At 48.3% G+C, this 25075-nt stretch carries 23 protein-coding genes; 8 read left to right on the top strand and 15 right to left on the bottom strand.

From position 1 onward, the window contains the following. The first annotated feature begins 124 nt into the window (after positions 1-124). The 3 genes from HP398_RS08595 to HP398_RS08585 are packed head-to-tail and all read left to right on the top strand — an operon-like array spanning position 125 to position 3831. A complete protein-coding gene (locus HP398_RS08595) occupies positions 125-1387 on the top strand; it encodes an O-antigen ligase family protein (protein ID WP_017251071.1) in 1263 nt (420 codons plus the stop codon). Positions 1388-1391: 4 nt separating this feature from the next. Continuing rightward, complete coding sequence (locus tag HP398_RS08590; RefSeq protein ID WP_173622382.1) at positions 1392-3020, top strand: hypothetical protein; 1629 nt, start codon at positions 1392-1394, stop codon at positions 3018-3020. Continuing rightward, positions 3013-3831: a hypothetical protein gene (locus tag HP398_RS08585; RefSeq protein WP_017251069.1), complete on the top strand. Its 819-nt coding sequence runs from the start codon at positions 3013-3015 to the stop codon at positions 3829-3831. The genes HP398_RS08590 and HP398_RS08585 overlap by 8 nt, the downstream gene beginning before the upstream one ends. A 150-nt stretch (positions 3832-3981) precedes the next feature. On the opposite strand, the gene HP398_RS08580 is transcribed toward HP398_RS08585, so the two are convergent. After that, positions 3982-5331: a glycosyltransferase family 4 protein gene (locus tag HP398_RS08580; RefSeq protein WP_173622381.1), complete on the bottom strand. Its 1350-nt coding sequence runs from the start codon at positions 5329-5331 to the stop codon at positions 3982-3984. Between the two features lie 211 nt (positions 5332-5542). On the opposite strand from HP398_RS08580, the gene HP398_RS08575 reads away from it, so the two are divergent. Continuing rightward, positions 5543-6676, top strand: a complete 1134-nt coding sequence (locus tag HP398_RS08575) for a glycosyltransferase (RefSeq protein ID WP_173622380.1) — start codon at positions 5543-5545, stop codon at positions 6674-6676. Positions 6677-6839: 163 nt separating this feature from the next. After that, entirely contained in the window at positions 6840-7667 is an 828-nt protein-coding gene (locus HP398_RS08570) for a M55 family metallopeptidase (protein ID WP_173622379.1), read from the top strand. Positions 7668-7852: 185 nt separating this feature from the next. Here the strand turns inward: HP398_RS08570 and HP398_RS08565 are convergent, their stop codons facing one another. The 6 genes from HP398_RS08565 to HP398_RS08540 form a co-directional block, all read right to left on the bottom strand. After that, positions 7853-8053 (bottom strand): cold-shock protein, encoded by a 201-nt coding sequence (locus HP398_RS08565; RefSeq protein WP_007728493.1) that lies wholly within the window; start codon positions 8051-8053, stop codon positions 7853-7855. A 107-nt stretch (positions 8054-8160) separates the two neighbouring features. Continuing rightward, entirely contained in the window at positions 8161-8922 is a 762-nt protein-coding gene (locus HP398_RS08560; RefSeq protein ID WP_173622378.1) for a DUF4179 domain-containing protein, read from the bottom strand. Continuing rightward, complete coding sequence (locus tag HP398_RS08555) at positions 8901-9488, bottom strand: sigma-70 family RNA polymerase sigma factor (protein WP_017251064.1); 588 nt, start codon at positions 9486-9488, stop codon at positions 8901-8903. The genes HP398_RS08560 and HP398_RS08555 overlap by 22 nt, the downstream gene beginning before the upstream one ends. 146 nt (positions 9489-9634) lie before the next feature. Next, on the bottom strand, positions 9635-10933 hold the full coding sequence (locus tag HP398_RS08550; protein ID WP_173622377.1) for a nucleotide sugar dehydrogenase: 1299 nt from the start codon (positions 10931-10933) through the stop codon (positions 9635-9637). A gap of 284 nt (positions 10934-11217) precedes the next feature. Continuing rightward, a complete protein-coding gene (locus tag HP398_RS08545; RefSeq protein WP_017251061.1) occupies positions 11218-11628 on the bottom strand; it encodes a DUF350 domain-containing protein in 411 nt (136 codons plus the stop codon). Between the two features lie 17 nt (positions 11629-11645). Next, positions 11646-14003, bottom strand: a complete 2358-nt coding sequence (locus HP398_RS08540) for an endonuclease MutS2 (protein ID WP_173622376.1) — start codon at positions 14001-14003, stop codon at positions 11646-11648. A 243-nt stretch (positions 14004-14246) separates the two neighbouring features. Between HP398_RS08540 and HP398_RS08535 the strand changes: the two genes are divergently transcribed. Then, positions 14247-14621, top strand: coding sequence for a phage holin family protein (locus HP398_RS08535; protein WP_017251059.1), 375 nt, complete (start codon positions 14247-14249; stop codon positions 14619-14621). A gap of 95 nt (positions 14622-14716) precedes the next feature. Here the strand turns inward: HP398_RS08535 and zapA are convergent, their stop codons facing one another. From zapA to pheS, 3 genes are all read right to left on the bottom strand, one after another. Then, positions 14717-14992, bottom strand: coding sequence for a cell division protein ZapA (gene zapA / locus HP398_RS08530; protein WP_007728510.1), 276 nt, complete (start codon positions 14990-14992; stop codon positions 14717-14719). A gap of 82 nt (positions 14993-15074) precedes the next feature. Then, on the bottom strand, positions 15075-17498 hold the full coding sequence (pheT, locus tag HP398_RS08525) for a phenylalanine--tRNA ligase subunit beta (protein ID WP_017251058.1): 2424 nt from the start codon (positions 17496-17498) through the stop codon (positions 15075-15077). A 15-nt stretch (positions 17499-17513) separates the two neighbouring features. Next, positions 17514-18548: a phenylalanine--tRNA ligase subunit alpha gene (gene pheS, locus HP398_RS08520; protein WP_017251057.1), complete on the bottom strand. Its 1035-nt coding sequence runs from the start codon at positions 18546-18548 to the stop codon at positions 17514-17516. A gap of 483 nt (positions 18549-19031) precedes the next feature. Here pheS and HP398_RS08515 point away from each other — a divergent pair, with 483 nt between their 5' ends. Beyond that, entirely contained in the window at positions 19032-19751 is a 720-nt protein-coding gene (locus tag HP398_RS08515) for a DUF2225 domain-containing protein (protein ID WP_017251056.1), read from the top strand. On the opposite strand, the gene HP398_RS08510 is transcribed toward HP398_RS08515, so the two are convergent. Together HP398_RS08510 and HP398_RS08505 are read right to left on the bottom strand one after the other, a co-directional pair. Continuing rightward, entirely contained in the window at positions 19748-20575 is an 828-nt protein-coding gene (locus HP398_RS08510; protein WP_017251055.1) for a TrmH family RNA methyltransferase, read from the bottom strand. The two genes, HP398_RS08515 and HP398_RS08510, sit on opposite strands and share 4 nt — an antisense overlap. A gap of 4 nt (positions 20576-20579) precedes the next feature. Continuing rightward, positions 20580-21233 carry a potassium channel family protein gene (locus tag HP398_RS08505; RefSeq protein WP_007728524.1) on the bottom strand — a complete coding sequence of 218 codons (654 nt, stop codon included), beginning with the start codon at positions 21231-21233 and terminating at the stop codon, positions 20580-20582. Between the two features lie 171 nt (positions 21234-21404). On the opposite strand from HP398_RS08505, the gene sspI reads away from it, so the two are divergent. Continuing rightward, entirely contained in the window at positions 21405-21641 is a 237-nt protein-coding gene (gene sspI / locus HP398_RS08500; protein WP_007728525.1) for a small acid-soluble spore protein SspI, read from the top strand. A gap of 43 nt (positions 21642-21684) precedes the next feature. Here the strand turns inward: sspI and HP398_RS08495 are convergent, their stop codons facing one another. Genes HP398_RS08495 through HP398_RS08485 form a run of 3 tightly spaced genes read right to left on the bottom strand, consistent with a single transcriptional unit; the run spans position 21685 to position 25070 of the window. Then, entirely contained in the window at positions 21685-22815 is a 1131-nt protein-coding gene (locus tag HP398_RS08495) for a GerAB/ArcD/ProY family transporter (RefSeq protein ID WP_017251054.1), read from the bottom strand. A 13-nt stretch (positions 22816-22828) separates the two neighbouring features. Then, positions 22829-23959, bottom strand: coding sequence for a Ger(x)C family spore germination protein (locus HP398_RS08490; RefSeq protein ID WP_173622375.1), 1131 nt, complete (start codon positions 23957-23959; stop codon positions 22829-22831). Further along, a complete protein-coding gene (locus HP398_RS08485) occupies positions 23952-25070 on the bottom strand; it encodes a GerAB/ArcD/ProY family transporter (RefSeq protein WP_254475978.1) in 1119 nt (372 codons plus the stop codon). Before HP398_RS08485 ends, HP398_RS08490 begins: the two co-directional genes overlap by 8 nt. Positions 25071-25075 lie beyond the last annotated feature (5 nt).

The following is a 25075-nucleotide window of genomic DNA, read 5'->3' as shown; positions in this document are numbered from 1 at the left end:
ACCTAGTTATCATATCTTATTTCTACCTTTCCTACCAACCTCTTTCCCCCCGGCTTGCTACTGGGTTGTCAGATTCATTATAATAGGTAAGTTAATCCCTACCTGTAGGAGGACTACAATAAAAATGAGAGAAACCGTGTTGAAGTGGGGAAGCCAATCATCTACGTGGTTGTATTTGCTGTTGGCCTATCCAGTAATCGATTACGTCTTGCGACAGATTCTACCGATTCCAGTCATATCTTCTTTGTGGGATGAAGGACTGCTCATCGTCTTGATGCTGTTTACATTCGTTGCGTTTTTACAGTCAAATCGGACGATGCCTGGAATCAAACATTGGCTTGGAGCCCTTTTCGTCCTCGGAGTTGCCATCATGGTGACAGACATGGCGAACTGGGAAGCGAGCGTAGAAGGATTCCGTTCCGTCTACCAGTACATCCTCGCCTTTTTCATGGGCTTCTATTTATTGAAGTCGATGGAAGACCTAGACAAGTTCATGAAGGGACTTGTGCTGGTTGGTTTCATAGCGGCACTGTATGGTGTCTTGCAAGTCATCGTAGGCGTCAAAACACCTGAATCATGGGTGCAGGAAGGGGAAGCAGTTACCACGCGTGCATTCTCCTTCGTAACGAGCCCAAACGTATTGGGCAGCTATATGGCATTGATTACACCGATTGCCGCTGGTCTATTCATGACAGCGAAGGATCGCAAGCAAAAATGGATTTGGGCCATCGTTGCGCTGACGACTTTGCTCGCCATGCTGTTAACAAGTTCCCGCGGTTCTTGGTTTGCCCTTGCCTTTGCTGCATTTGTTTGCTTCTACATATGGAACAAACGAGTCGCAGGATACTTGGTGATCGCAGGGATTATCGGGATTGTAGCCCTGTTCTTCGTTCCTGATTCTGTTCCGCTTGTCGGAAAAGTAAAAGATCGCATTTTCACGCTGTTTACACCTGAATACTTCGAATCTAGCAGCCAAGGCGGGCGTATTGGTCGCTGGGGCGAAGCCTATGACAAAATGCGTATCGAGCCATTATTTGGCGTCGGTCTCGGTCATCACGGCGGTGCAGTAGCGACTCGCCATTTCGGAACGATTTATTCAGACAGCTATTTCTTCAAAAGTCTAGCGGAATACGGTCTGATCGGGATCATCCTGTTAATCGGAACCGTGATCACCATGTTCAAATACGGAGCTGGGCTTATCCGCAACCTCCAAGGCTCGCCGCACTTTTTTGCGATACTCGGCCTATTGGGCGGTTTAATAGCCGTAGCTACCCATAACCTCGTGGAAAACATTTTCGAGGTGCCGTTCATGGCCCTCTATTTCTGGCTGTTTGGCGGCTTCCTGTGCGCATTATTCGTCGACCAGACACAAAATAAAAGGTGGTGAGGGCATGCGCCGGAATCCTATTCTCGAAACGATAAGCTGGGCGCTGTACGCCATTGCCCTGTTTCTGATTTACCATTTGCTCGTGAAACCAGCTTTCCTTGATTTAACGTGGATTGCTGTACTCATTTTCCTGCCACTGCTAGCATTTTGCTACTTCGTGGTCCATCCGTCGGAACGTCGTCAAGTACTTGTGTTTACCATCGGCTTCTTGCTCCTGGATCGGGCACTGACACGCGTCGATGTGAAAACGACCGCTGCTCTGTTGATCGGAGGAGCGATCGCCATCATCGTGATTGCCCTACTCGTAAAATGGTACGGGCGTCTCAATTGGCGTGCAGTCGGCTCATTAGTTTTGATCGCCCTCTTGGCGAATGTCACGTTCAACCGAGATACATTGACTGCACTCAGTCACTTTACTGTGAAATACGAATCTGACCGTCTGTACAACGGAGATTGGGTGGATTACTTCCCGGTCACACTGCATGACGTCAATGGCGATGGCAGCATGGAGATCATCACGTACGGCAATGCCGAGGAGCTTCCACTGCCTGAAGAAATTGAAAAGCCAGAGACGGAAGAAGAGAAAAAAGCAATGGCGGAGAAGCTGCGCCATTTGCAGGCTGAACCTGTTTCTCTTTACGTCCTGACCTGGAAAGACGGCCAAATGGTGCGGATGCCGAATGATCAAATTCCGGCAGATACCATGGAGATCATCAAGGAAAAATTGCCAACCGACTACCCGGGCTTCCCGTATTACACGATGAAAGACGGTCAATTGGTACCGAATGTACAACGCCAACCGTATGCGGAAGGCATGATGCAAATCGGAACGGCACCATATCGTGCGTTGATGCTTGATATGGAAAACATCGCAAATCAACTGGCAGAAAACGAAGGCAGTATGGACGTACGACAAACGTTGGGCTCCAAGTACACGGATCTACACATCAAGGATGGTATGCTGACAGGAAACTACGACGGCAAGCCTTTTGGCGGGATGACCAAATCCACCAAGCTGTTGACCACCATGATGCTCCCAGATGGACGCGAAGGACTCATTGTCATGGGTGAACATCTGAGTGTACTGACCGTCGATTCTGATGGCACACTGACGGAAGCCTATACCTTGACTCGCAAAGAAGCTGAATTGGCAACTGGCGAGTTCATTCCTGCCGATATCGACAACGACAAGGTCGACGAGCTGCTCGTAGCAGGCAAGCCTTCGTACATCTTGAAACCAAAACCAGATGGTACGTGGGAAATATTGTGGGCTAGCGGTGACCGCGACAAGAGCTTCCGCTTCTCCAACTTCGCTACGCTCGGTAACAGCGACAAGCCTGAGATCGTAGCAAAGGCTAAGAGCTGGGTAAGCACAACGGATTCCCGCTATTTGTCTGGCTATGACTACACACCTGAAGGTTTGAAACAAAACTGGCGTATTTACTTGCCACTAATCAATGTTCAAATCGGCGACATCGATGGCGACAAGCAAAACGAAATCGTGGCCAACATGTACAATACGCATCGCATTCTCGTGTTTAAGCAGCACAACATTCCGGTATTCGGACTCACGATCGCGATATTCGTGGGACTCTTGGGATACGGAGTCGTAAGGAGGTTTCGCCATGCGTAAAGCGACGAAAGCATGGGCATTACTCGCTGCCATCTGCACAGCCTCCCTGCTCGGTGGCTGCACGTATGAATCAGGAACGAAAGCTTTTGCCACCACCAATTTTGACCAGAAGCCGGATCAGACGACCACGGTCCAAACCGAGTCAGGTGCGGAGTGGCTGAAAACAGCCCTGGAAAAAGGCAAGACGGATAAAGAGGCACAGACCTACTGGTACAAGGGCCATGTGAAAAACACCATCTTGTCACGTACCACGACGAGTATGTTCAATGGTGCCGTCATTAACGGGAAAGGCTACAATGTCGATGCACGCATCGCAGCCCAACCCTATTCGTACTATCGCATTCACGACAAACGCTACATCAAGGCAAACGAGCAGTTTGTAACCGCTCCGGATGAGCCGCTGGCGTTTGATGTATTGAAAGGCTTCGAGGACTGGCTGCCTTTCATGGACAAGGCCGTTCAATTGCCTGAGGAAAAAGTAATTGGCGTCGTCAGCGTTCCGTTCCAATTGAAAATGACAGGAGCAGAATGGCTGAAAAATAGCCAAAGTCCACTGTTTGAACCATTGAAAAAGCAATTGGGCGAACGCCCTGATCTGGATTACATTTTGAAGGAATCCACGATCAAAACAACAATTTGGTTCGGCAAGGAAGACCGTCTGATCCACCAGTACGAGACGTGGATCATTCTGCCGCTGCCTGAAGCCGGAACGATGGACCAGCAAGTGATGTTCAACCTGTTTAAATACGGCGATACGGGTGGCATTCACATCAAAGAACCGGAAGAAGTAGAAAAATATTTGCTGTACTAAAAAAGCCTGCTACATTTGCATGGTAGCAGACTAATCGGTACGAATCAGGGCCTGGCGATTATCGTCAGGTCCTTTTATTTTGAAGCAGAAGAAGTATGCCTGTCATGAAGAAAACCCCGCAGCCTTCATTGGCTCCGGGGCTATGCTGTCCTATTTTTTTACCAGTTCATCCATCACGTTCGCCAGTTGCTTCGCCTGTTCACGACGTTCGTACGGTTTCACACGTTCTGCAAAATCCGCTCCGCGTTTCTCGCTACCCGTTTTTCCTTGCGCTTTCCACTCCTGATACAGCTTCAGGTACGCTTGCTTGATCTCGTCTTTTTGCTCTGGATCGGCTACTTGTCCGAGACAGAAATCTTCAATAATCTCTGTCGCTTCGCCTCTTTTATTCAGAGCAAGAATCGGGTTGCCGATCCCCATGTATTCGTAGAGCTTACCCGGAATATACGCTCCAGCGTCAGCAGACACATCCCCGATCAGCAACAGGGCATTCGCACCTTTCATTAGTCCGAGTGCTTCTTTATGCGGCAGATTCCCCAACACGCTAACGATGTCCCCCAGCCCCAATGCTTCTACACAGTCACGATTTTCGGAATAACCCGGATAATCGAACACCCCTGCAAAGCTGAGTAAGAGATCATTTCGGTCTACTGCTTTTTCATCGATGAGTTCCCGGATGGCTTGCAGGAGTAGGCGTGGGTTGCGCTTTTGATACAAAATACCTGCGTACACCGCATGAAATTTGTCCGGAGCAGCATGACTAGGAGCCAACCCTTGAAAATCAGCCTGATCAAACCCATTGTAGATCAGTTCCATCCGCTTGATGCGATCCTGGTGCTTCTCGCGAAAATTATAGGCGAAGGTCGCGGTAACGGTCGTGATCGCATCCGCTTGGGACATCACGGCCTCCTCCATTCGCTCTTCCATACGCTCTCGCCATTCTATGCCAGAGGTGTGCATATTTTGCGTCCACGGATCTCGGAAATCCGCTACCCATTTGCAGCCAAACTCACGGGAAAGCTTTTTCGCAATCAAATGGTTCGTAACCGGTCCCGATGTAGAAAAAATCACGTCGATCTTTTCACGGCGCATAATTTCCCGCCCCAGCTTGAGCGCATTCGGCATCCACAGGATTTGGTCGTCTGGAATCAATAAGTATGGCTTTACTTTTTTCAGCACATTGACGATCTGTTTTTTTACCTTCGCTTTGAACGAAGGCTGTGATGGTGTGGACGTTGTATTGGCACTTGCTGATGCGGCTTGTCCCCCTCGATTCGGCAGCAGCTGCCATTCCTTCGCACGGTGAATGGTGACATCACTCGGCAGCTGTGTCAAAAGGGATGGATCGAGCGTCGCATGATAAGCAGGATCTACTGTCAGCACATGGACATTCCAGCCAAACTCCCCTAAATATTTGGCCATTTTCAACGGTCTTGGCACGCCGCCTCCACCAATTGGAGGAAATATGTAGCATATGATCAACACATTGTGCGTATTCATTTACGTAACCGTCCTTCTCCATTTCAATTTTCCATCATCAACGATACCATAAGTGCTGTCTTATTGCGAATCTAGCAGGCATCTGCTATAGTGAGAATGGCTTTGTTTACAAATTATCCTTCATTTTCGGCACACCGCCTGTATTGGGTCGTGCCTCCATGTACATACCTCGGTAGAGGTTGTTTTTTAATTACGATTCGGGTGAATTCAGATGAGCAAATTACGAGTCCTCCACGTGATTGGCGGGGGGGAATTTGGCGGTGCTGAACAACATATTCTCAATTTGGTCACTACTTTTCCAGTCGACGAAGTAGATGTCGCAGTCGTATGCTTCTATGATTCTCTCTTCGCGAGTAAATTGCGGGAATCAGGCATCCAAGTCATTACTCTGAATCAATTCGGACGTTTTGACTTACGATTGCTGCAGGCTCTGCGGAATGCCTTTTCCACATTCCAACCAGCGATTATCCATACGCATGGGATTAAAGCCAATTTCTTTTCTCGACTGGCAGCTCGCGGTATGAAGGTGCCTTTACTGACCACTGTTCACAGCTCACTCCGTTATGATTATACAAGCTCCTTGGCCTACGCCATTGTCAGCATGATGGAAATGAGCACGAGACATTGGAACCGTCACTATATCGCGATCAGTGGTGCGATTGCCGATATTTTGCGGGGGCAGGGTGTTCGCTCGTCTGACATTAGCGTGATTTATAACGGAATGGACATGAAGCCTTATCGGCAAAACCATTTACGGGAGAATGACCGCAATCGACTGCGTGCGGAATGGAACATACCAGAGGACGCCTTTTTATTCGGGACAGCAGCTCGCTTTGTTCCCGTAAAAGGTCTCCCGATTCTGCTCGATGCTTTCCATACGCTTGTGGCGGACAAGAAAGAGGTCCCTTATCTCGTGTTAATCGGAGACGGCTCTGAACGTGCTGCGCTCGAAGCTAAGGTGAAAGAATTGGGCCTGGAATCGCGTGTTCGCTTTGCAGGATTTCGGCAAGATATTCCTGCGTGCTTGCATGCCTTAGATGGCTTTGTCCACTCTTCTCTGTACGAAGGGCTAGGCTATACGATCATCGAGGCAATGGCTTCGGAGGTTCCTGTCGTAGCAAGCAATGTCGGCGGCGTGAAAGAGTTTGTTTTCGATAGCGAGACGGGGCTGATCGTCGAACCGGGAAATCCCACTTTGTTGGCGCAAGCAATGGAACGGTTATGGACTTCACCACAGTTGCGTGAGACCATGGTGCAACACGCTCTGAATAAAGTAGAATCCACTTTTACCATTCAACTCATGACCAAACAAATTGTTGCTCTTTATCGTACGTTACTGAAATGACGAAAAGCACGGTGAAACGCGAACAGCGGGCATCGTGCTTTTTTCATATGATTTGTTTGAAGAATCTGTTTTTGTGGTTGCCTACTTATGATCAATCTGGTTACATATGAATTGGAACTATTTTGTATAGCAAGCTGTACCAGACAGAAAGGGTGAAAATGAGATGAAACTATTTCTATCGGTAGACATGGAAGGTATTTCAGGCATTGTGGATACGAGCTATATTAACCCGGATTCGGGGGTTAACTATCAGCGTGGCCGCCAGTTTATGACGGACGATGCTAATGCAGTTATTGAAGCTGCACTTGAGTCTGGCGTAACGGAAATTGTTGTTGCAGACAGTCACAACACGATGAACAACATTCTCTGGGAAAAGCTCCATCCTAAAGCGAGACTGTTGGCAGGTTCTCCACGCGATTCATCCATGATGCAGGGACTCGATGAGAGCTTTGATGCAGCGATGTTTATCGGCTATCATACCCGCCAAGGGATTCCTGGCGTGCTCAGCCATACGATGTCCGGTGTGGTTCACAATATGTATATCAACGGACAAGTCGTGGGTGAGTTCGGCTTTAACGCCGCGATTGCAGGCATGCACAACGTTCCTGTTGTCATGGTGTCTGGTGATAATCTCATTGCCGTCGAAGCCCAGGAACTGATTCCAGGTATTCAGACAGCGATCGTGAAGGAAGCTGTATCCCGCACAGCTGCTATCTGTCTCTCGCGTGAAGAAGCGACCGCTGAACTGAAGCGCAAGACGACCAATGCCTTGCGCAATCGGAACAACATCCAGCCATTCCGTACAGCTGTACCTGTAGAGCTGGCGATGGAATTCTCCCATGCAGGACAAGCCGAGATGGCCGCGCTTGTCCCGGGCACGCGCTATGAAACAGCTACAAACATGGTTTATTACAATGCAGCCAATCCGCAGGATATGTACAAAACGATGCGGGCTATGCTGAACCTGGCGTCGGGTGCAGAGTTTTTCTAAACAGGTGAGGAGAGAACGGAAGACTGATATCAGTTCTTCCGTTCTCTATTTCTGTTTTTTCGCATCTTTTTTCATTTTTTATTTGCTTTTACAAAGCCCAAGCCACTTCTTTCCACCACTGCAGCTACTCCTAATCCAAATAAAAAAGCAGACCCATCACCTGAGTCTGCTTGTCGTTTCAGCTTTTATAGTCTCCGAACGTTCGTCGCTTGAGGACCGCGTTGACCGTTTTCTACGTCAAACTCAACCTCTTGCCCTTCGTCCAAGGATTTGTACCCTTCGCCTTGAATAGCGGAGAAGTGAACGAATACGTCATCTCCACCATCACGCTCGATAAAACCGAAACCTTTTTCGCTGTTAAACCACTTTACTCTTCCACGTTCCATTTTTTGCCTCCTAGCATGTAACCCTTACATGACATTTGAAATATTGTCTTACCCCGGTTACTATTGCCATTTACGAGGCTTCTTATACGTGACCGAATTTTTTTCTCCTATTTCGCAGCCTCTGTTGCTTCTTTGGCTTTGCTCTGGTCCACAATAAATTGTCCCTTCCAGTTGCCCTTTGTTTTGCCGATCCGGTTCACATCGATGTTTAAGGTGAGTGGCTGTGGTAGCTTGAATCCATGCGAGGCGAAGGCAAGAACGCCCTCTGGCTTGTCATGATCGGCTATTCCCACCTCTACTTCCTTACCGGACTCGTCTGTTAAGTAGAAAGGCATAGTATCCTCTTTGGTCCCGATAAAGTTTAGGACACTTGTACCTTCCAAGCCTTTATCCTGGTACACAGGATTGCCATTTGCTTCGCCTACCACATTTAAACCTGTCGTATCGAATTCGAAAGGCACCAGTTCTCCATTTTGTTGTTCAATGCGATAGTGCAGCAGAACCTTGCTATCTTCCGCATACACTTCCGTAAAATGTATCGTAATCCCCTGATCGGTAATTTTTTGATCGATCGGAATGGACAACCCTTTTTCCGCTGCTCGCTTAACCTCTTCACCCACCAAACTGTTCAAGTCTTTTGGATTGTCTGCAAAATAAGAGGTTCCATTTAAAGCCGCATATACTCCAGTCGGCAGTATAATAGCAGCAACTAATCCCATCATAACCAATTTTTTCTTCATCGGTACAGTCTCCTTTTTTTTGTGATAGCGTTGAAAGGACTGCCTGACTCGCTGGTCTACTTCACCAGGAATCATGGTCTCGTCAATTTGTTTGGTGAGTGACTGTTTTATGATTTTCTCGATAGACATGCTTGGAGCTCCTCCTCATTCCACTCGACGTCAAACGACTCTCGGATTCGCTTTAATGCCAGATGATTTCTCGATTTTGCTGTCCCCACTGGTATTTGCAGCAGTTCGGCAATCTGATCGTACGTATAATCGTAGTAATACCGATAAATCACGACGATCCGCAGCTTGAACGGCAGCTTTTGGATTGCTTGCTGCATCTCTGTGGCAGACTCCATCGCAAGCATTGGCTCATCCGGCGTTTCGACATGTTGCTTTTCTTCCAAGCTCTGTTTTCGTTCTATCAGACGGAATCTTCTCCAAATCTGTCTACGCCAGTTTTTCACCTGTCTAATGACAATCCCATTCACCCAGAAAAGAAAAGGACGCTTGCGATCATAGCCAGGCAGTGATCTCCATAGCTGATAGTAAACTTCGCTCACAATATCGTGAACATCTTCTTTATTCGTGACCATGGCTGATACGGTCCCGTAAACTTTTGTCCGTGTCATGCTGTAGACCACCTCAAAAGCTTCTTGATCTCCATCAAGCAAACGGTCCAGCCACAGTTCTAACATTTGATCATTCATCGGAGGGCCCCCTGAAATTGTATACACCTTGTATTGGCTCTCTCGTTCAATATGGTTCACTACTTTATGAAAAAAAACCTCGCCAAACGCTTCTACGTGCGTTTAGAGAGGTTTTCTCATATGAATCAATGGTACTTGTTCAAGAATTAAATGCGCACCACAGTAGCCTTGCTGACAAGGTCACGCGGGATGCGGTTCTTCGTATCGAAGAGAATCGGCGCGTCAGCCATCTTTTCAGCCACATGGGCCCAATCCGCCTCAGCAAATTCCTTTTGCACAGCAGTCAGGAACAACGCATCTGCTCCATTCACTGCTTTCTCAAAACTGTCAACCTTGTGATCATACACAGTCGGAACAGCTGGATCGTAGGAACGAACGTCTACTCCTTTTACTATGAGCTGCTTGATCAGGTCGTGGACAGGGCTTACGCGGTCGTCATTGGAAAAGTCTTTCATCGCCATCCCCAATACAGCTACGCGACTTCCTGCCAATGTCTTGCCGTTATTCTTCAGGGCTTGCTCAAGCATGCTGATCAACACTTCAGGGACTGCATCATTCGTATTGCGGGCCAGTTGCAGAATCGGGAGGTTTACTTCCAATTCACGTGCCTTAGGCTGCAAGTAGTACAGCGCATTCGGCAAGCAGAAGCCGCCTACACCCGGTCCTGGCGATAACATGTTTACACGCGTGTGCGTATTGGCAACCTTGATCAGCTCGAACGTATCGATGCCGAATGCCTCAGAGAAACGAGCAAATTCCTGTACCATTGCAATGTTTACATCACGCTGGATGTTCTCGATGACTTTTGCTGTCTCGACTACGCGGATATCCGAGATCGTGATGTCCGTCTCACTGATGAAGGACAGCAACTCTTTTCCTTTTTCAGCGCTTTGTTCATTGATGCCACCCAGAACGAGCGGCATATGGATGAACTCTTCAAAAGCACGACCCTCTGCAATTCGCTCTGAGCAGTATGTCAGGAAGAAATCGACACCAGCAACAAGACCACTTGTTTCCTCCAAAATCGGCAGAATCACGTCTTCTGTCGTTCCTGGTACGACGGTACTGCGGATCATGATGGTATCGCCTTTTTTCAGTACGCGACCGAGCGATTGTGCACAGCTTTTCAGCGGTCCGAGATCAGGATCACCGTTATGAACAGGCAATCCGACTGTTACAATATAGTTATGGACTTCCGCAGCAGCTTCCTCGTAGGAGGTCGTTGCACGGAAACGTTTTGCTTCAATCTGCTCTTTGAGGATCTCTGGCAACGTTTTTCCCTGATAGGACTCCAGATGATGGGAATGTGCCGCATTGATCTCATCGACGACATGCGGTAAGGCGTCAATACCGATGACGTTTGCTCCTTTCATGGCATAGGTAAGCGCCAACGGCAAGCCTACAAACCCCAATCCCACAACAGCTACGCGTACAGGTTGAGTCATTGCGTATCTCCTCTTTCACATTCTCCAAGTAAGGTCCGTATGACTGTAGAAGAAGTCAGGCGGCCAACTTGCGCATATTTTTAGGACAGGTAGTAAACACCTGCAGCGATAAAAAGCACACACAATCCGATGAGGACCTTGTACAACGTTTCCAAGGCTGTTCCTCCCCCATACAATCTTGGCTTGTCCTCTTTTTCGTAAAAAGGACTTTGATTGGGCAGAATAGTTTGGTACTCTTTCGCCAAATCAAATTATACTCTCGTTTGAAATATCGTTCAACCCGTCTAACGAGGCAAGGATGCCCCTATGATATACGAAAATCCGATGGACAGGACCATCGCAATAAAACCAATAGCCCTGTTATCTTTTGCAATTTCCTGATCGACATTAAAGGTAGGGGTCATGAATTCAAAAATGAAGTACGCAGACAACAACAGGAAAAATCCGAATGTCGCCCAAATCAACGCTTCTCCCAAAGAAAAATGCGCCTGAATGGAATAACGGAAAATGTTCGCGATCCCAAAAATTTTCCCGCCTGTTGCCATTGCTACTGCCATGTTCCCGCGCTTCAATTCTTCCCAAACACGATAACGCGTTACCAGTTCAAAAATGGCTAAGAATAACACCATCGCCAGTCCAGACACAGTAAAATAAGCTGCAGTTGCAAAATATGGATTGTGTAGAAGGCTTTCCATATGTCCCTCCCGACCTCTTATTTCAATTCGGCAATGGTAGCACCTACGCCGCCTTCTCCTTGACCACCTAAGCGGAAGGATTTTACATTACGATGACTTCTCAAATACTCGTGCACGCCTTTGCGCAGTACCCCTGTCCCGTGTCCGTGAATAATGGAGACCGAGTGCAAGCCTGCCAACAGCGCATCATCTAAGAACTGATCGATTTCCCGAATGCTGTCCTCAACGTTGTAGCCACGCAGGTCAAGATCCATCTTGATATTGTCACTGCGACGCTTCACAGAGGTGTACGGAGCAGCTTGCGGTTTTTGCTGGATGGAGTTTTGTACATGCATATCATCGCGCTTCACCTTCATTTTCATGATCCCGATCTGCACGAGGAATTCTTCATTGTTTACTTTTTCCAGCACGGTTCCTTTTTGTCCGAAGCTCGTCACCATTACCTCGTCGCCCACCTTGATCTGTGTGGCACGAACGGCTTTCGCAGGCTTCTTCACCTTTTCCTTCTCCAGCTCAAGGACGGCATTGCCCAAGCGCTTCTTCGCATCGATGAGACGATGCTCCTTGATTTCCATGCCTTCTGCCATCAGCTCGCGCAGCTCGCGAATGATTGTTTCCGCTTCTTCTTTTGCGAGTTGGACCGCAATTCGCGCTTCGTCTTCTGCTCGCTCCATTCGCTTGTTTTTCTCTTCAGCAAATTGCGCGCGCTCTTCTTCCAGCTGTCTACGCAGCTCTTCCGCTTCCTCGCGTGCCGCTTTTGCCGCTAACCTGTCTGCTTCCGCCGACTTGCGATTACGCTCCAACGAAGCGATCATACTCTCGACCTGATTGTCTTCCTCACTGATTGAGCCGCGCGCTACATCAATGATGTGTTCTGGCAATCCCAGACGTCTTCCGATGGCAAACGCGTTGGACCTACCTGGCACCCCGATGAGCAAGCGATAAGTAGGACGCAGCGTCTGTACGTCAAATTCTACGCTGGCGTTGATGACCTCGGGTCTATCGTAGGCATACGCCTTCAATTCACTGTAGTGTGTCGTTGCGACCAATCTCGCACCGGAATCAATCACATGGTCGATAATAGACATGGCCAGAGCAGCACCCTCTGTCGGGTCTGTTCCTGCCCCTAGCTCGTCAAACAGTACCAAGCTCTTGTCATCCATTTTCGCCAAGATTTGAATAATATTGGTCATATGGCTCGAGAATGTAGACAGGCTCTGCTCAATGGATTGCTCATCCCCGATATCGGCAAAAACGGAGGAGAATACAGTCATCTCGCTCTCTTCCTCTGCCGGAATATGCAAGCCTGCCATGGTCATCAAGGACAGCAGTCCGATTGTTTTGAGGGAAACGGTTTTTCCGCCTGTATTCGGTCCTGTCACAACAATCGCCTGATACTCTCCACCTAGCTCCACATCTACAGGAACGACAACTTCCCGTGGAATGAGTGGATGACGCGCTTTTCGCATGTTTACGTATCCGCGATCATTGATGCGTGGACAGATCGCCTTCATGCTCCAGGCAAGCTGAGCCTTGGCAAACATGAAATCGAGCTCTGTCAGTGCTTCTGTGTTCTCGATCAAAGCTTCTACCGCAAAGGATACCTGCTCCGTCAACACATACAGAATGCGCTCCACTTCACGTTCCTCGCGCAGGCGAAGCTCGCGAAGCTTGTTGTTCATCTCGACGATCACTTCCGGCTCGATAAAGAGCGTCGCTCCAGATGCCGACTGGTCGTGGACAATTCCGCCAAATACAGAGCGATACTCCTGCTTCACCGGAATAACGAAACGATCGCCACGAATCGTAACGATGTTTTCCATCAGCATTTTTTGGTAAGTAGACGAGCGTGTCATTTGATCGAGCTTTTCGCGAATGCGCGACTCGAGCTGTCTAATCTCCTGACGTACCTGTCGCAATTCAAGACTCGCGCTATCCAATATATCGCCATTTTCATCAATACAGCGGCGAATATCGGTTTCCAACTCGCGCAGGCCCTCAATACGCTCTGCCTCCTGTTGCAATAATGGCAGCTCGTGATCCTCACACATATCGAGCAAAAACGTTTTGAGCCTGCGTCCGGCCATAACGGTGCTGGCGATATCCAGCAATTCCATCGGGGCGAGCATGGCGTTCAATCTGGCGCGCTGTACGGGACCGCGGATATCGCGAATGCCACCGAGAGGCACGCTGCCTTTTAGGCGTAACACGGTTGCTGCTTGTTCTGTCCCTTGCTGAGCGGTTATGACTTCATCCAAGCGTAAAAAAGGAATCAGCTCTGATGCTTTTTCTTTTCCATATGTGCAAGATGCCTTGTCAATCAACAGGGCGACTATTTTATCGTATTCTAACGTCCTTAAAACCCGTTGTTCCACTGTGCTCCTCCTTCTTTATCCAGCGGCGACCGTTGTACCGTGCGGGCGGGAGCGACGGTCTATACCGGCAATCATTACGATCTCCCCATTATAACATGGCAGCGGAGCTTAGAAAACTTGGGCTACGGATAGCTTCGGACAGGCACCGCCGGCGAAGGATAATTTTACACGTTTTCGTTTGGCATAGTTCTACTCTTTGCGTGAGAGAATGAAAGGTGAAACAACCCTAAAGGAGGAGTACACTTGACGATCATGCGCCATATCGTCCGCTTTATCGTCGCTGCCGTAGTCCTGATGTTTGTCGGCTTTCTGGTCCCCGGCTTTTCGGTTAGCAGTTTTTGGACAGCTCTGTTCGCGGCCGTTGTCATCGCACTGATTGGCTGGGCCGTAGAAGCCATTTTCGGAGATCGAATTTCGCCGTACAATCGTGGTATTATCGGCTTCTTGGTCAGTGCCGTCGTGATTTATCTCACTCAGTTCATCGTCTCTGGCTTCCGCGTCACGATTCTTGGGGCGCTTCTGGCTTCCTTGGTGATCGGGATCATCGACTTGTTTATCCCGATCAAAACCCATATGGACATGCGCAATGGAGATGCCGGGAACAAGCAGGAGACATAGGCAAAATGCGACAAAGAGCCATCCCATCAAAGACGGGGTGGCTCTTCTCCTTTTACCCACAACGTGAAAAGAGAGGCATTCCGCCCCTCTTTTCCTTAATCTATCGGTTTAGCCTTTGCCTCTTCCTGAATGATTTTCAGCAGTTCTTCGTACTCCTGACGCAAGCGGAAGTATTCATCCGCGATATTGACTGCAGAAAGTACGGCAATTTTGGCAGTATCCAGTCGATGGTTGCCGTTTGCGATTTCGTTCATCTTGTCATCAACGAAACCGGCCACCATGCGTATGTGATTGACACTTGCCTTGCCACTGAGCCGGTATTGTTGGCCAAAGATGTCCACCGTCAAACGATTTTTCCCATCACCTTGCACGAGAGGTACCTCCCTACTGCGACCTTTGCTCTACTTTATCCTTTTTTAGGTTACTGAAAATGTCAGATTTCGTCAAGCAATCTTACATGCGCAGTTCAGCGCCTGTGTTGTTTTTCAAGGCTTCGACGACAGCAGTGGTCACTTGTTGAATCTCTTCGTCCTGCAAGGTACGCTCTGCGTGACGGAATACAAGGGCAAATGCCATGCTCTTCTTATCTTGGGCAATACGCTCACCCATGTATACATCGAACAGGGTTACGGACTCGAGCAGCTCGCCTGCCGCTTTACGAATCGTTGCTTCCAATGCACCAGCAGCTACACTGCGATCCACAACGAGAGCCAAGTCACGCGTTACCGCTGGGGACTTCGGCAACTGATTGTAATGTCCTACCTCGGCAGCTACATCAATCAAAGTAGCTACATCCAGCTGGAATACGTACGTTTCGGACAGATCATACGCTTTTTCTGTACCCGGATGAACTTGCCCCAAATAGCCCAGACGTTTTTCTCCTACCCATACTTCAGCAGTACGTCCTGGGTGCATACCCGCGATGTCCTGTACAGCTTTGTATTCAGCAGCTTGGATACCCAAACGAGCAAAGAGTGATTCCACAATCCCTTTGGTTTGGAAGAAATCAACAGGCTGCTTAGCGCCCATCCAGTTTTGTGTGAGCAGTTGTCCAGTCAACGCACCCGCTACATACAGACGCTCCTCTGGAAGCTGCGTGAGTGTTTCTTCTTTCGTCAAGAACACACGGCCCAATTCAAAAATCGCGACATCGTGGTTTTGGCGGTTTTTATTGTAAGCGACTGTTTCCAAGAGGCTTGGTATCAAGCTCGTGCGCAGAACGCTATGGTCTTCACTCATTGGCATCATGAGCGCAACAGGGTTTACTTTCTCCTGATGCAGACCCGCTACTGCCTCGACACGATCTGGATGAACCAGTGCATAGGAAATCGCTTCATTCATGCCAGTACCGATCAGGTGATGACGGATGGTACGACGCAATTGCTGTTCTTTTGTCAACTGTCCCTGTGTGGTCGAACCGGAAGGCAAGCTGGTCGGAATGTTGTCGTAGCCGTACAGACGTGCAACCTCTTCCACCAAATCCTCTGGCAGCGTAATGTCGCCACGTCTTGTTGGAACCGTGACCGTCCATTTTTCGCCCGCTACTTCATATGGGAATTGCAGACGCTCGAAAATCGGCGATACCTCAGAAGCAGCCATGTCGGTTCCGAGATGCTGATTGATTTTTGCAAGCGTAACAGAAACAACGGCAGGCGTAGCTTCACTTACAACAGCAGAGCTGATTCCTTTGGATACCGTTGCCCCAGACAATTGCTGAATCAGAGCAGCAGCGCGCTCTCCCGCTTCCTGCACACGTGCTTGGTCAACGCCTTTTTCCCAACGTACGCAGCCTTCTGTACGCATGCCGAGCATACGAGCTGTACGGCGTACTGTTTTTGGCGTGAACCAAGCTGCTTCAAGAATGATTTCGCTCGTCTCGCCTGTGATTTCTGAGTTAGCTCCGCCCATTACACCTGCGATCGCCAAGCCTTTGGTCTGGTCGGCAATCAGCAAGGTTTGTTCATCCAGCGTGCGCTCTTGATCGTCCAATGTCACGAGCTTTTCGCCTTCGTTTGCCAGTCGAACGACAATAGAGCGATCAGCTACCTGTGTCGCATCAAAAGCATGCAGCGGCTGACCGTACTCGAGCAGGACGTAGTTGGTCACGTCTACCACGTTGTTGATCGGACGAATTCCCGCTGCCATCAGGCGATTTTTCATCCATTGCGGAGATGTCGCGATTTTGGCGTTGGTGAAGTGACGACCGTGGTATTGATAACTTTCATTCGTCGCTTCGATCTTGACTTGGATCGGGTTGTCGCCACCGTTTTCGGTCAGCTCGATTTGTGGGAATACCACTTCTTTGCCCAAAATAGCGGCTACCTCGTAAGCAACCCCCAGCATGCTCAAACAATCCGAACGGTTCGGCGTCAGTCCCAATTCCAGCACATAGTCATCCAAGCCGAGGTACGAAATAGCATCCATTCCGATTTCCGCATCCGCTGGCAAGACCATAATGCCTTCTTGCTGATCTTTTGCCAGAAGCTTGTCGTTTAAGCCCAATTCTTTTGCCGAGCAGATCATCCCTTGGGATTCTACACCACGCAGCTTGGAACGCTTGATATTCAAACCATCTGGGAGCTTCGCACCGATCAGGGCAACGAGAACTTTTTGTCCCTTGTCTACGTTTGCTGCTCCACAAACGATTTGCAGGTCTTCCCCTTGTCCTGCATCAACGACGCATACATTGAGACGGTCTGCATCCGGGTGCTTGCTGCGTTCTTTTACATAACCGATCACAACACCGGATACACCTGCGTTGCGCGATTCAACTGCGTCTACTTCAATCCCGCTGCGAGTCAGCTTTTCAGCCAGCTCCTGGGGCGTCGTTCCACTCAGATCGACATATTCAGATAACCATTGGTACGATACCTTCATCTTTGCCTCTCCTCTCTAACCTCGATTGAATTGACGCAGGAAACGAACGTCGTTGGTATAAAAATGGCGGATGTCCTCCACCGCGTATTTGAGCATCGCAATTCGTTCTACACCCATACCGAATGCAAAGCCGCTGACTTCCTCAGGGTTGTAGCCGGCCATTTCCAGTACACGCGGGTGAACCATACCAGCACCCAAAATCTCGATCCAGCCTGTTTGCTTACATACACGGCAGCCATGACCGCCGCAGTTGAAGCATTGCAGGTCTACTTCTACGGAAGGCTCCGTGAACGGGAAGAAGCTTGGGCGCAGACGAATTTGTTGGTTTTCCCCGAACATTTGACGGGCAAACGTCAAGAGGGTACCTTTCAAATCACTCATCCCGATTTTTTTATCAATCACGAGACCCTCGATCTGCGTGAATTGGTGGGAGTGTGTCGCATCGTCATCATCGCGGCGGTACACTTTACCCGGGCAGATCATTTTGAGTGGGGTCTTGCCTTCTTTTTTCAGCATTGTACGTGCTTGCACAGGAGATGTCTGCGTACGGAGCAACAGCTCTTCTGTGACGTAGAACGTATCTTGCATATCGCGTGCCGGGTGATCTTTCGGCAGGTTCAGCATCTCGAAGTTGAAGTGGTCCATTTCAACCTCAGGACCTTCTGCCACCTCAAAGCCCAGGCCAATGAAAATGTCTTCGATCTCTTCAATAATCCGAGAGAGCGGGTGCATGGTGCCTGCTGGTACTGGACGTCCTGGCAGTGTCACATCGATCGTTTGAGAAGAAAGCTTGGCATTCAGAGCCGCTTCTTCAAAAGCTTTTTGTTTACCGGAGAACGCTGCTTCCAGCGCTTCCCTTACCTCATTCACCAGCTGACCGACAACTGGACGCTCTTCTGGGGACAGGCCACCCATTCCGCGCAGCAGTTCTGTCAACTCGCCCTTTTTCCCCAGGTATTTGACGCGCAAATCCTGAAGTTGTGCGGCTTCTGTCACTTGGCTGATTTGGCCCAGTGCGGACTCTTTCATTTCTTGCAACCGAGTTTGCACTTCGAATCGCTCCTTTTTCGTTTGATAAAATAACCTCTATCGAGGCTAACGTAAAAAAAAAGAAAAACCCGCCCCAGAAAAGGGACGAGTTACTTTTTTCTCGCGGTACCACCCTTGTTAGACAATTCACTTCCACCCTGTGACAAATCCATGACAATATCACTAGTGGAAAGAGACATTTGTCTCACTTCAGATCATTGGTAACGGGTATGACCCGGCTGCTCCTACTGCGCGAAAAGCGGTTCAGAGTGCGGCTTTGGAGTGAATTCAGCAGCTATCATGTTAAAGATGCTCGCAGTCTGTGACATCTTCTCCCTGAAAAAACAGATAGGTCCTGCGTACTAGTCTCCGTCATCGCTTTACGTTATAATTGTGATGTAAGGAAAATTATAGCGCAACAAGAGAGAACTTTCAATTCTACAAATGTTACATATCAAGAGAGTGTTTTCATGTGTATGTTACCATTCGAAAGGGGATTTTGACATGATTGATAATGTTTCCGCCCTTTACGATAAGACAATCAACTGCCGCCATTGCCAAGCGTCCTTTTCGACCAAAAGGATCAGAAGCGGTACGTTGACGATGGTCAATCGCGACAGCGATTTTTATACCACTTTTAAAGAGCAATCTTTAAATCCCATTATATATACCGTCAATGTCTGCCCTGAATGCGGCTTCGCCTTTACGGATCAATTCCGAGACAAGCTCGCCCCCTGGCAAAAGCAGATTGTGGATGAACAAATCTCCTCGAAATGGAAGCCAAAAGATTTTGGCAAGGTTCGTCATATACCAGAATCCATTGTCAGCTACAAGCTAGCCATTTACGCAGCTGAACTAACAGATCAGCCCCATTCCGTAAAAGCGGGTCTGTATTTGCGTCTCGCATGGCTTTATCGATTCCAGACAAATGTCTCGGAAGAAATGCGCTTTATCGATATGGCCGTGGAAGAATATGAACAATCGTATATTCATTCCGACTATACACGTGGCGATAAAGAAATGACCGAAGTTCGCTTGCTGTACTTGATTGGTGAGCTCTACCGCAGACTCGAAAAGTTTGACTTAGCCATCAAGTATTTCGGTAAGGCACTGGCTTTTCGCAACCACACCATTGAGAGCGGCATTATCCGGATGGCGCAAGATCAATGGCAACTCGCGCGCGAAGAGTATAAAGAGAAAAAAAGTGAGCAAAAGATCGGCTAAGCATGCCGATCTTTTCTTTTGCGTTGTGCCTCGTATACAAAAATTCCTGCCGCGACAGCTGCATTCAATGACTCTGCGCCGCCATAAAGCGGGATGTGAACGAATTGGTCTGCCCTGGCAAACATCTCTTTAGAGACGCCTCTTCCTTCATTTCCGATGACCATTGCCGTTAAACCAGCATAATCAGCCTCGTCATAGGAAACACTGTTTTGCTCCAAGGAAGAGATCAGAACTCGCCCTCCCTTTGCCTTCCATTCATCTGCTGTCTCGACTAATGACTGTGTAAAGATTGGGATGCGGAACAGTGCCCCCATTGTGGCACGTACCACTTTTCCATTGTAAATATCGACACTGCCACTTCCAAGTACGACACCATCGACTGCTGCCGCCTCTGCTGTACGCAAAATCGTGCCGAGGTTGCCCGGGTCTTGTATTTCGTCCAAAAAGAGGAGTAGCAAGCTGTCTTGTTCCTCTCTCTTCTTATCTACCCATTTTGCCCAATCTGTTGCTGTTTTTTTCACTTCGGCCACAATTCCTTGTGGTGACTTGGTTTCAGACAGCTTCGCCAGCACTGTCTCTGATGCCGCAATGACCTGAACAGCTTCCGGATGATTAGCCAGAGCACGTTGGCAGGCAGGGTCCATGTCACGCTGCTGATCATAAATAACCGTGACTACCTCCGCCCCGCTTTTTAACGCCTCCTCTACCAGATGCGCCCCTTCCACGAGAAAACGTTGATGCTCTTCCCGTCCTTTCCGTGACAGCAACTGGTGCAATCGCTTTACCAGAGGGTTTTGTACCGAAGTAATGATGTCATTTGTCATAAACCTATGCCCGCTCCTCAAATTCGCGTAAGTCTTTGTTGTTCCCGATCACCACAAGCACGTCGCCGTATTGGATGACTTCATCCGGGCTAGGAGCGATGTTGAATTTATCTCCGCTTTTGATGGCAATAACGTTGACCTCGTATTTTTTCCGAATATCCAGTTGCCGCAAGTTTTGACCGACCAGCTTGGACGACACGACGACCTCCGCCACGCTGTAGTCCTCTGCCAGCTCAATAAAGTCAAGAACGTTAGAGGAGATCAGATTGTGGGCAACCCGCACCCCCATGTCGCGCTCAGGGAATACGACACGGTCAGCTCCTACCTTGTACAATACTTGTCCATGACGCTCATTCTGTGCTTTTGCCACGATCTTTTTGACACCCAAGTCTTTCAGTGTCAATACTGTCAGGATGCTCGCCTGAATATCGACCCCAATGGCCACGACGACTACGTCAAAATTGCGGATGCCGATTTCCTTCAAGGCCCGTTCATCCGTAGAATCAGCCGCTACCGCGTGCGTTACGTACTGAATATTTTCGTTAATACGCTCCTCGTTCTCATCTATTCCCATGACTTCATAATCCATCTCGTACAGCGTTCTCGCCACGCTAGAACCAAAACGTCCCATCCCGATAATGGCAAATTGCTTGGACATGTTAATCTTCTCCTTTACGGAACTTACCAATATCAAGCATTATAGCACATCCAAAACATCCGCCACAAAACGGTCATGAACGTTTTGTTCGAAAAGCATGGTATGCACAAATCAGCGTTTACAAATACTATTTCTTGAATTCATTCTCACAAGAGAGGTGTAAGCACGGTCATGAATATTGCCTCACTCAACTTACGTCAAGCGATCATGTACAAAATGCAAGGCTCAGATCCAAACGCAGTCGAAGAAACCATCAGTGATGCCATCTCGAGCGGTCAGGAGAAGACGCTCCCGGGTTTAGGCGTTTTGTTTGAAGTGCTGTGGCAAAACAGCGATGCTTCCTCACGACAATCCATGATTACGACGATCGCGGAACACTTGCCTGAGCAAGCCGAAAAACCGATCTAACCACATCTTCTTTGAAAAAAGCAAGCTACAAAGGGAGGGACTCTTATGTCCCTCCCTTTTCATTGTTCACTTCCCGACCTTTGTTGAACTGATTGCGCATGAATTGGGTGATTGCCAGCAAAATGGGAATGATGATGGTGATCAAAAATCCCACGGCAGTCAAATGCTGTGTATAAGAAAACAATTCCACTATATTTTGCGGCAGTAATGTTAGGAAAAATAGTGGCACCATGATTACAATCGCGGTGATTTGCTGAAAACGAATTCCTTTGTGAAACCAGCGCCGTAATGAAAAAATCGTTGCGTAAAGCATATTGCCGATCGTTGTAAATACAGAAGCAACCCAAATGGCAAGAAAGGCGGACTCAAAACGCTCCAAAAACCAACCAGTTCTCTGTGTTACCTTGACCAGTTCAAGCGTAGGCCAAACCAGCCTCTGCAATTCTTCATAGCCAAATACAGTAATGCCTGCAACAACTGTGAGCAAATAAACGACAAGAGCAAAGCTCATACCTGTCATGCTGGCCACCCCTAGCCTTGCCCCGGGAATAGCGAAGGCAAAGTAAACCATTAACAGCTCATACCCGGTGTAGAGCGTATACGTATTCAGACCTGTTTTCATGACCTGTTTCCATGACTCTACTTGGAATGGCAATAAATTGTACCAATCTGCGTTCATAAAAGAGACGAGCGGAATCAAGAGAGACGGAAACAGGAGGAAAGGAATCAACAGCTCATTCACTCTCGCCACAACTTCAATCTCATGACAACAAAGAAACATGACCAACAATAGCAACGTGATGATAATTACTTCCAGTGGCGTTTGCGGTAATACGGAGGTCACGACGACTTCCCCGAACAATCTGGCTGTGATTCCCGCATTGAGGAATTGATAGAGAATGAAAAGAAACACACACAGGGTACCGATGGCAACCCCAAATATTCTCGGCATAAATTCAACAAAGGTAAGGCCTGGAAACTGGTTACCTAAATAAACGATGGCCGCCACAGCCACGGATGCTACGAAAGCACCTGCAATGGGTCCCAACCATCCCATTTGATGAAGAAGTTCGGTTGCCGTTCTCGGGATGATGAGAATACCCACCCCGATCATCGAACTGATCATAATGCTTGTCAGTTGCCAGGTACCAAAATTACGTTGCTGATTCTCCACAGTGATCGCTCTCCTATTGCATTTCCATACCGAGACGGCGCAGCTTGATTGTGTATGTAACGCGAACCGGAAAATCCCTGAAATCTTCCTTCCAGTTGTGCGTTTTCCAGTAGTCTTGGTAATGCTTCGCACGCAGTGTAAGACCCAGCTTCAAAATGTCACTATTGTACTGCTTTTGTACTTGCTGCAGTAACTTCTTGGCGCGCTTTTCCATTTCTTTTTGGATAAGCGCTTGCATTTGTAGGACGAATTGCTCTGCTGGAATTTTCAGGTCTTCTGTAAGTTCGACAATATCTCCTTGGAGCTCGCAATGATAGGTAGCGGAAGAGGATTTGTGAATGATCACCTTTTTTTTTACAAAATGCGGACGAAAACTAACATATCCGTTCTTGGTCTTCGGCAACGGAATCAGAATGTCTCCACCCGGTTTTTCATTGCGCAGTTGGAGCAATACCCATGTCTGCATGTGATCAAGTATCCCCACCATCTTGTGCCCGCGAAAAACAGCAACCCCTTTCCAGCTCACCTCATTCTTACTTGCCTCAACATAATTCAAAAACGGCTCCATGGTTAGATTAGAGGTCTGATTGAAATAGTCGCCCAACGTTTGGTCCGGAATTCTTCCTAATTTCATGCCATTTTCGATCAGCCCCATCAAAAAAACGACTGGAATCGGCTCGATCCTCGGTTTGATTTCCAGCAAGGTAGACGCTTTGCCTCTCACGACGATCGGCCACAGGAGTCGCCTTATTTGCGGCTCGCGACGAAAGCTGTCCATGATGTCTTGGATTCCCTTTCTAGCGACCTCCTCGCTTACTGCAAGAATACGCGTATGCCCAAGAAACACTCGCTGGTTCAGCCGCATTTGCAGGTTGTTGGAAGCATCTGTCACCGTTTTTCCTGTCACGCTCATGATTTTCACGGCATTCGCATCATTTCCTCCACCTTTCCCGCTACTCCCCGCGATTTTAATGGGAATCGGAATTTGGACGGTCATTTTGTACAGATTTTCATTCTTTTCATCCTGATCAATCGCAATAGCCAATACCGATGCGCGTTCCTCCAATTCCCGTCTGTCCCAGCACCCCGTCAGCAAGATTGTACAGAAGATCAGCAAAGCGAAGTATCTAAAAGACTTACCCATCGATATTCCGCCCCTCTCGTCGGGTCACCATGTCACGGATGAGGATTGCTACCCAGTAAACGACGGGAAACAGCAAATTAATAACCAGGCTAGACAACCCCAGCAACGACGCCCACTTAAATACTTCTGTTATGTTTTGGGGAATGAGGGAAAAGAAGAATAAAGGGACGAAAAGGGCAGAAGCCACGATTCTTTGAAACCTGATTCCCTTGCGAAACAACTGTCTCAGTGAATACACAACAACGTAATACGCATTGGCTACCGTAGTAAAAACAGCCGACACCCACACGGCCAAAAAAGCGGACTCCAATCGTTCCAAGATCAATCCAGGCACTTGCGTCGTCTTGACCAATTCAAGTGTCGGCCACGTCACCCTCTGCAGCTCTTCGTACCCAAACACTGAAATGCCAGCCACCACAATTAACATGTAGAGCAACGCTGCAATTAACAGACTGTAAAATCCTGCCAATTCCCTGTTCGTATTTTGTTGTGCATAGGCGAAAAAGATAAACATAATTTCAAAACCGGAATAAGAATAAATTCCTTCGTATACCCCCTCTACCATTGAATGGAACGACACATGAGTAATCGGCAGGAGATTCCCAAATTCCGCTTTTTGGAACGAAGCAATCGCGATAAAAAGAAGTGGCAAGATAATAAAAGGAAACAGCAACTCATTCACTCGCGCTACTACTTCCACCTCATGCATGCACAAAAATAGTACCAGCAAAAACATTGTGATAAGCACAACTTCCAACGGAGTTTGCAAAAGAACGGAAGTCACAACCACTTCACCAAATACACGCGATACGACTGCCGTGGAAAAATACAGGTATACCAAGTAGATACAAATCCAAGGGAGGCTGAATACTTTGCCCACCCAAGGCCATCTGACAGATCCCCATACCTTGTGACTGTATTCAATAAAGGTTTCCCCCGGATAACGCCTGCTCAATTTGACAATTAACCATAAGGAGACATACGCACCTGCTGAGCCAATCAGAGGAGCGATCCAACCTGCCTCAAATAATTTCGAGCTGGTTGTGCGAGGAAGGGTCAATACGCCGACACCGATTAAGGTACTTGTGATGAGACAAATTTGCTGCCACATCGATA

Origin of the sequence: Brevibacillus sp. HB1.4B (assembly GCF_013284285.1) — a bacterium.
Taxonomy (GTDB): domain Bacteria; phylum Bacillota; class Bacilli; order Brevibacillales; family Brevibacillaceae; genus Brevibacillus; species Brevibacillus porteri.
The sequence above is the reverse complement of the archived record's forward strand: the minus strand, read 5'-3'. Positions and strand labels throughout refer to the sequence as shown.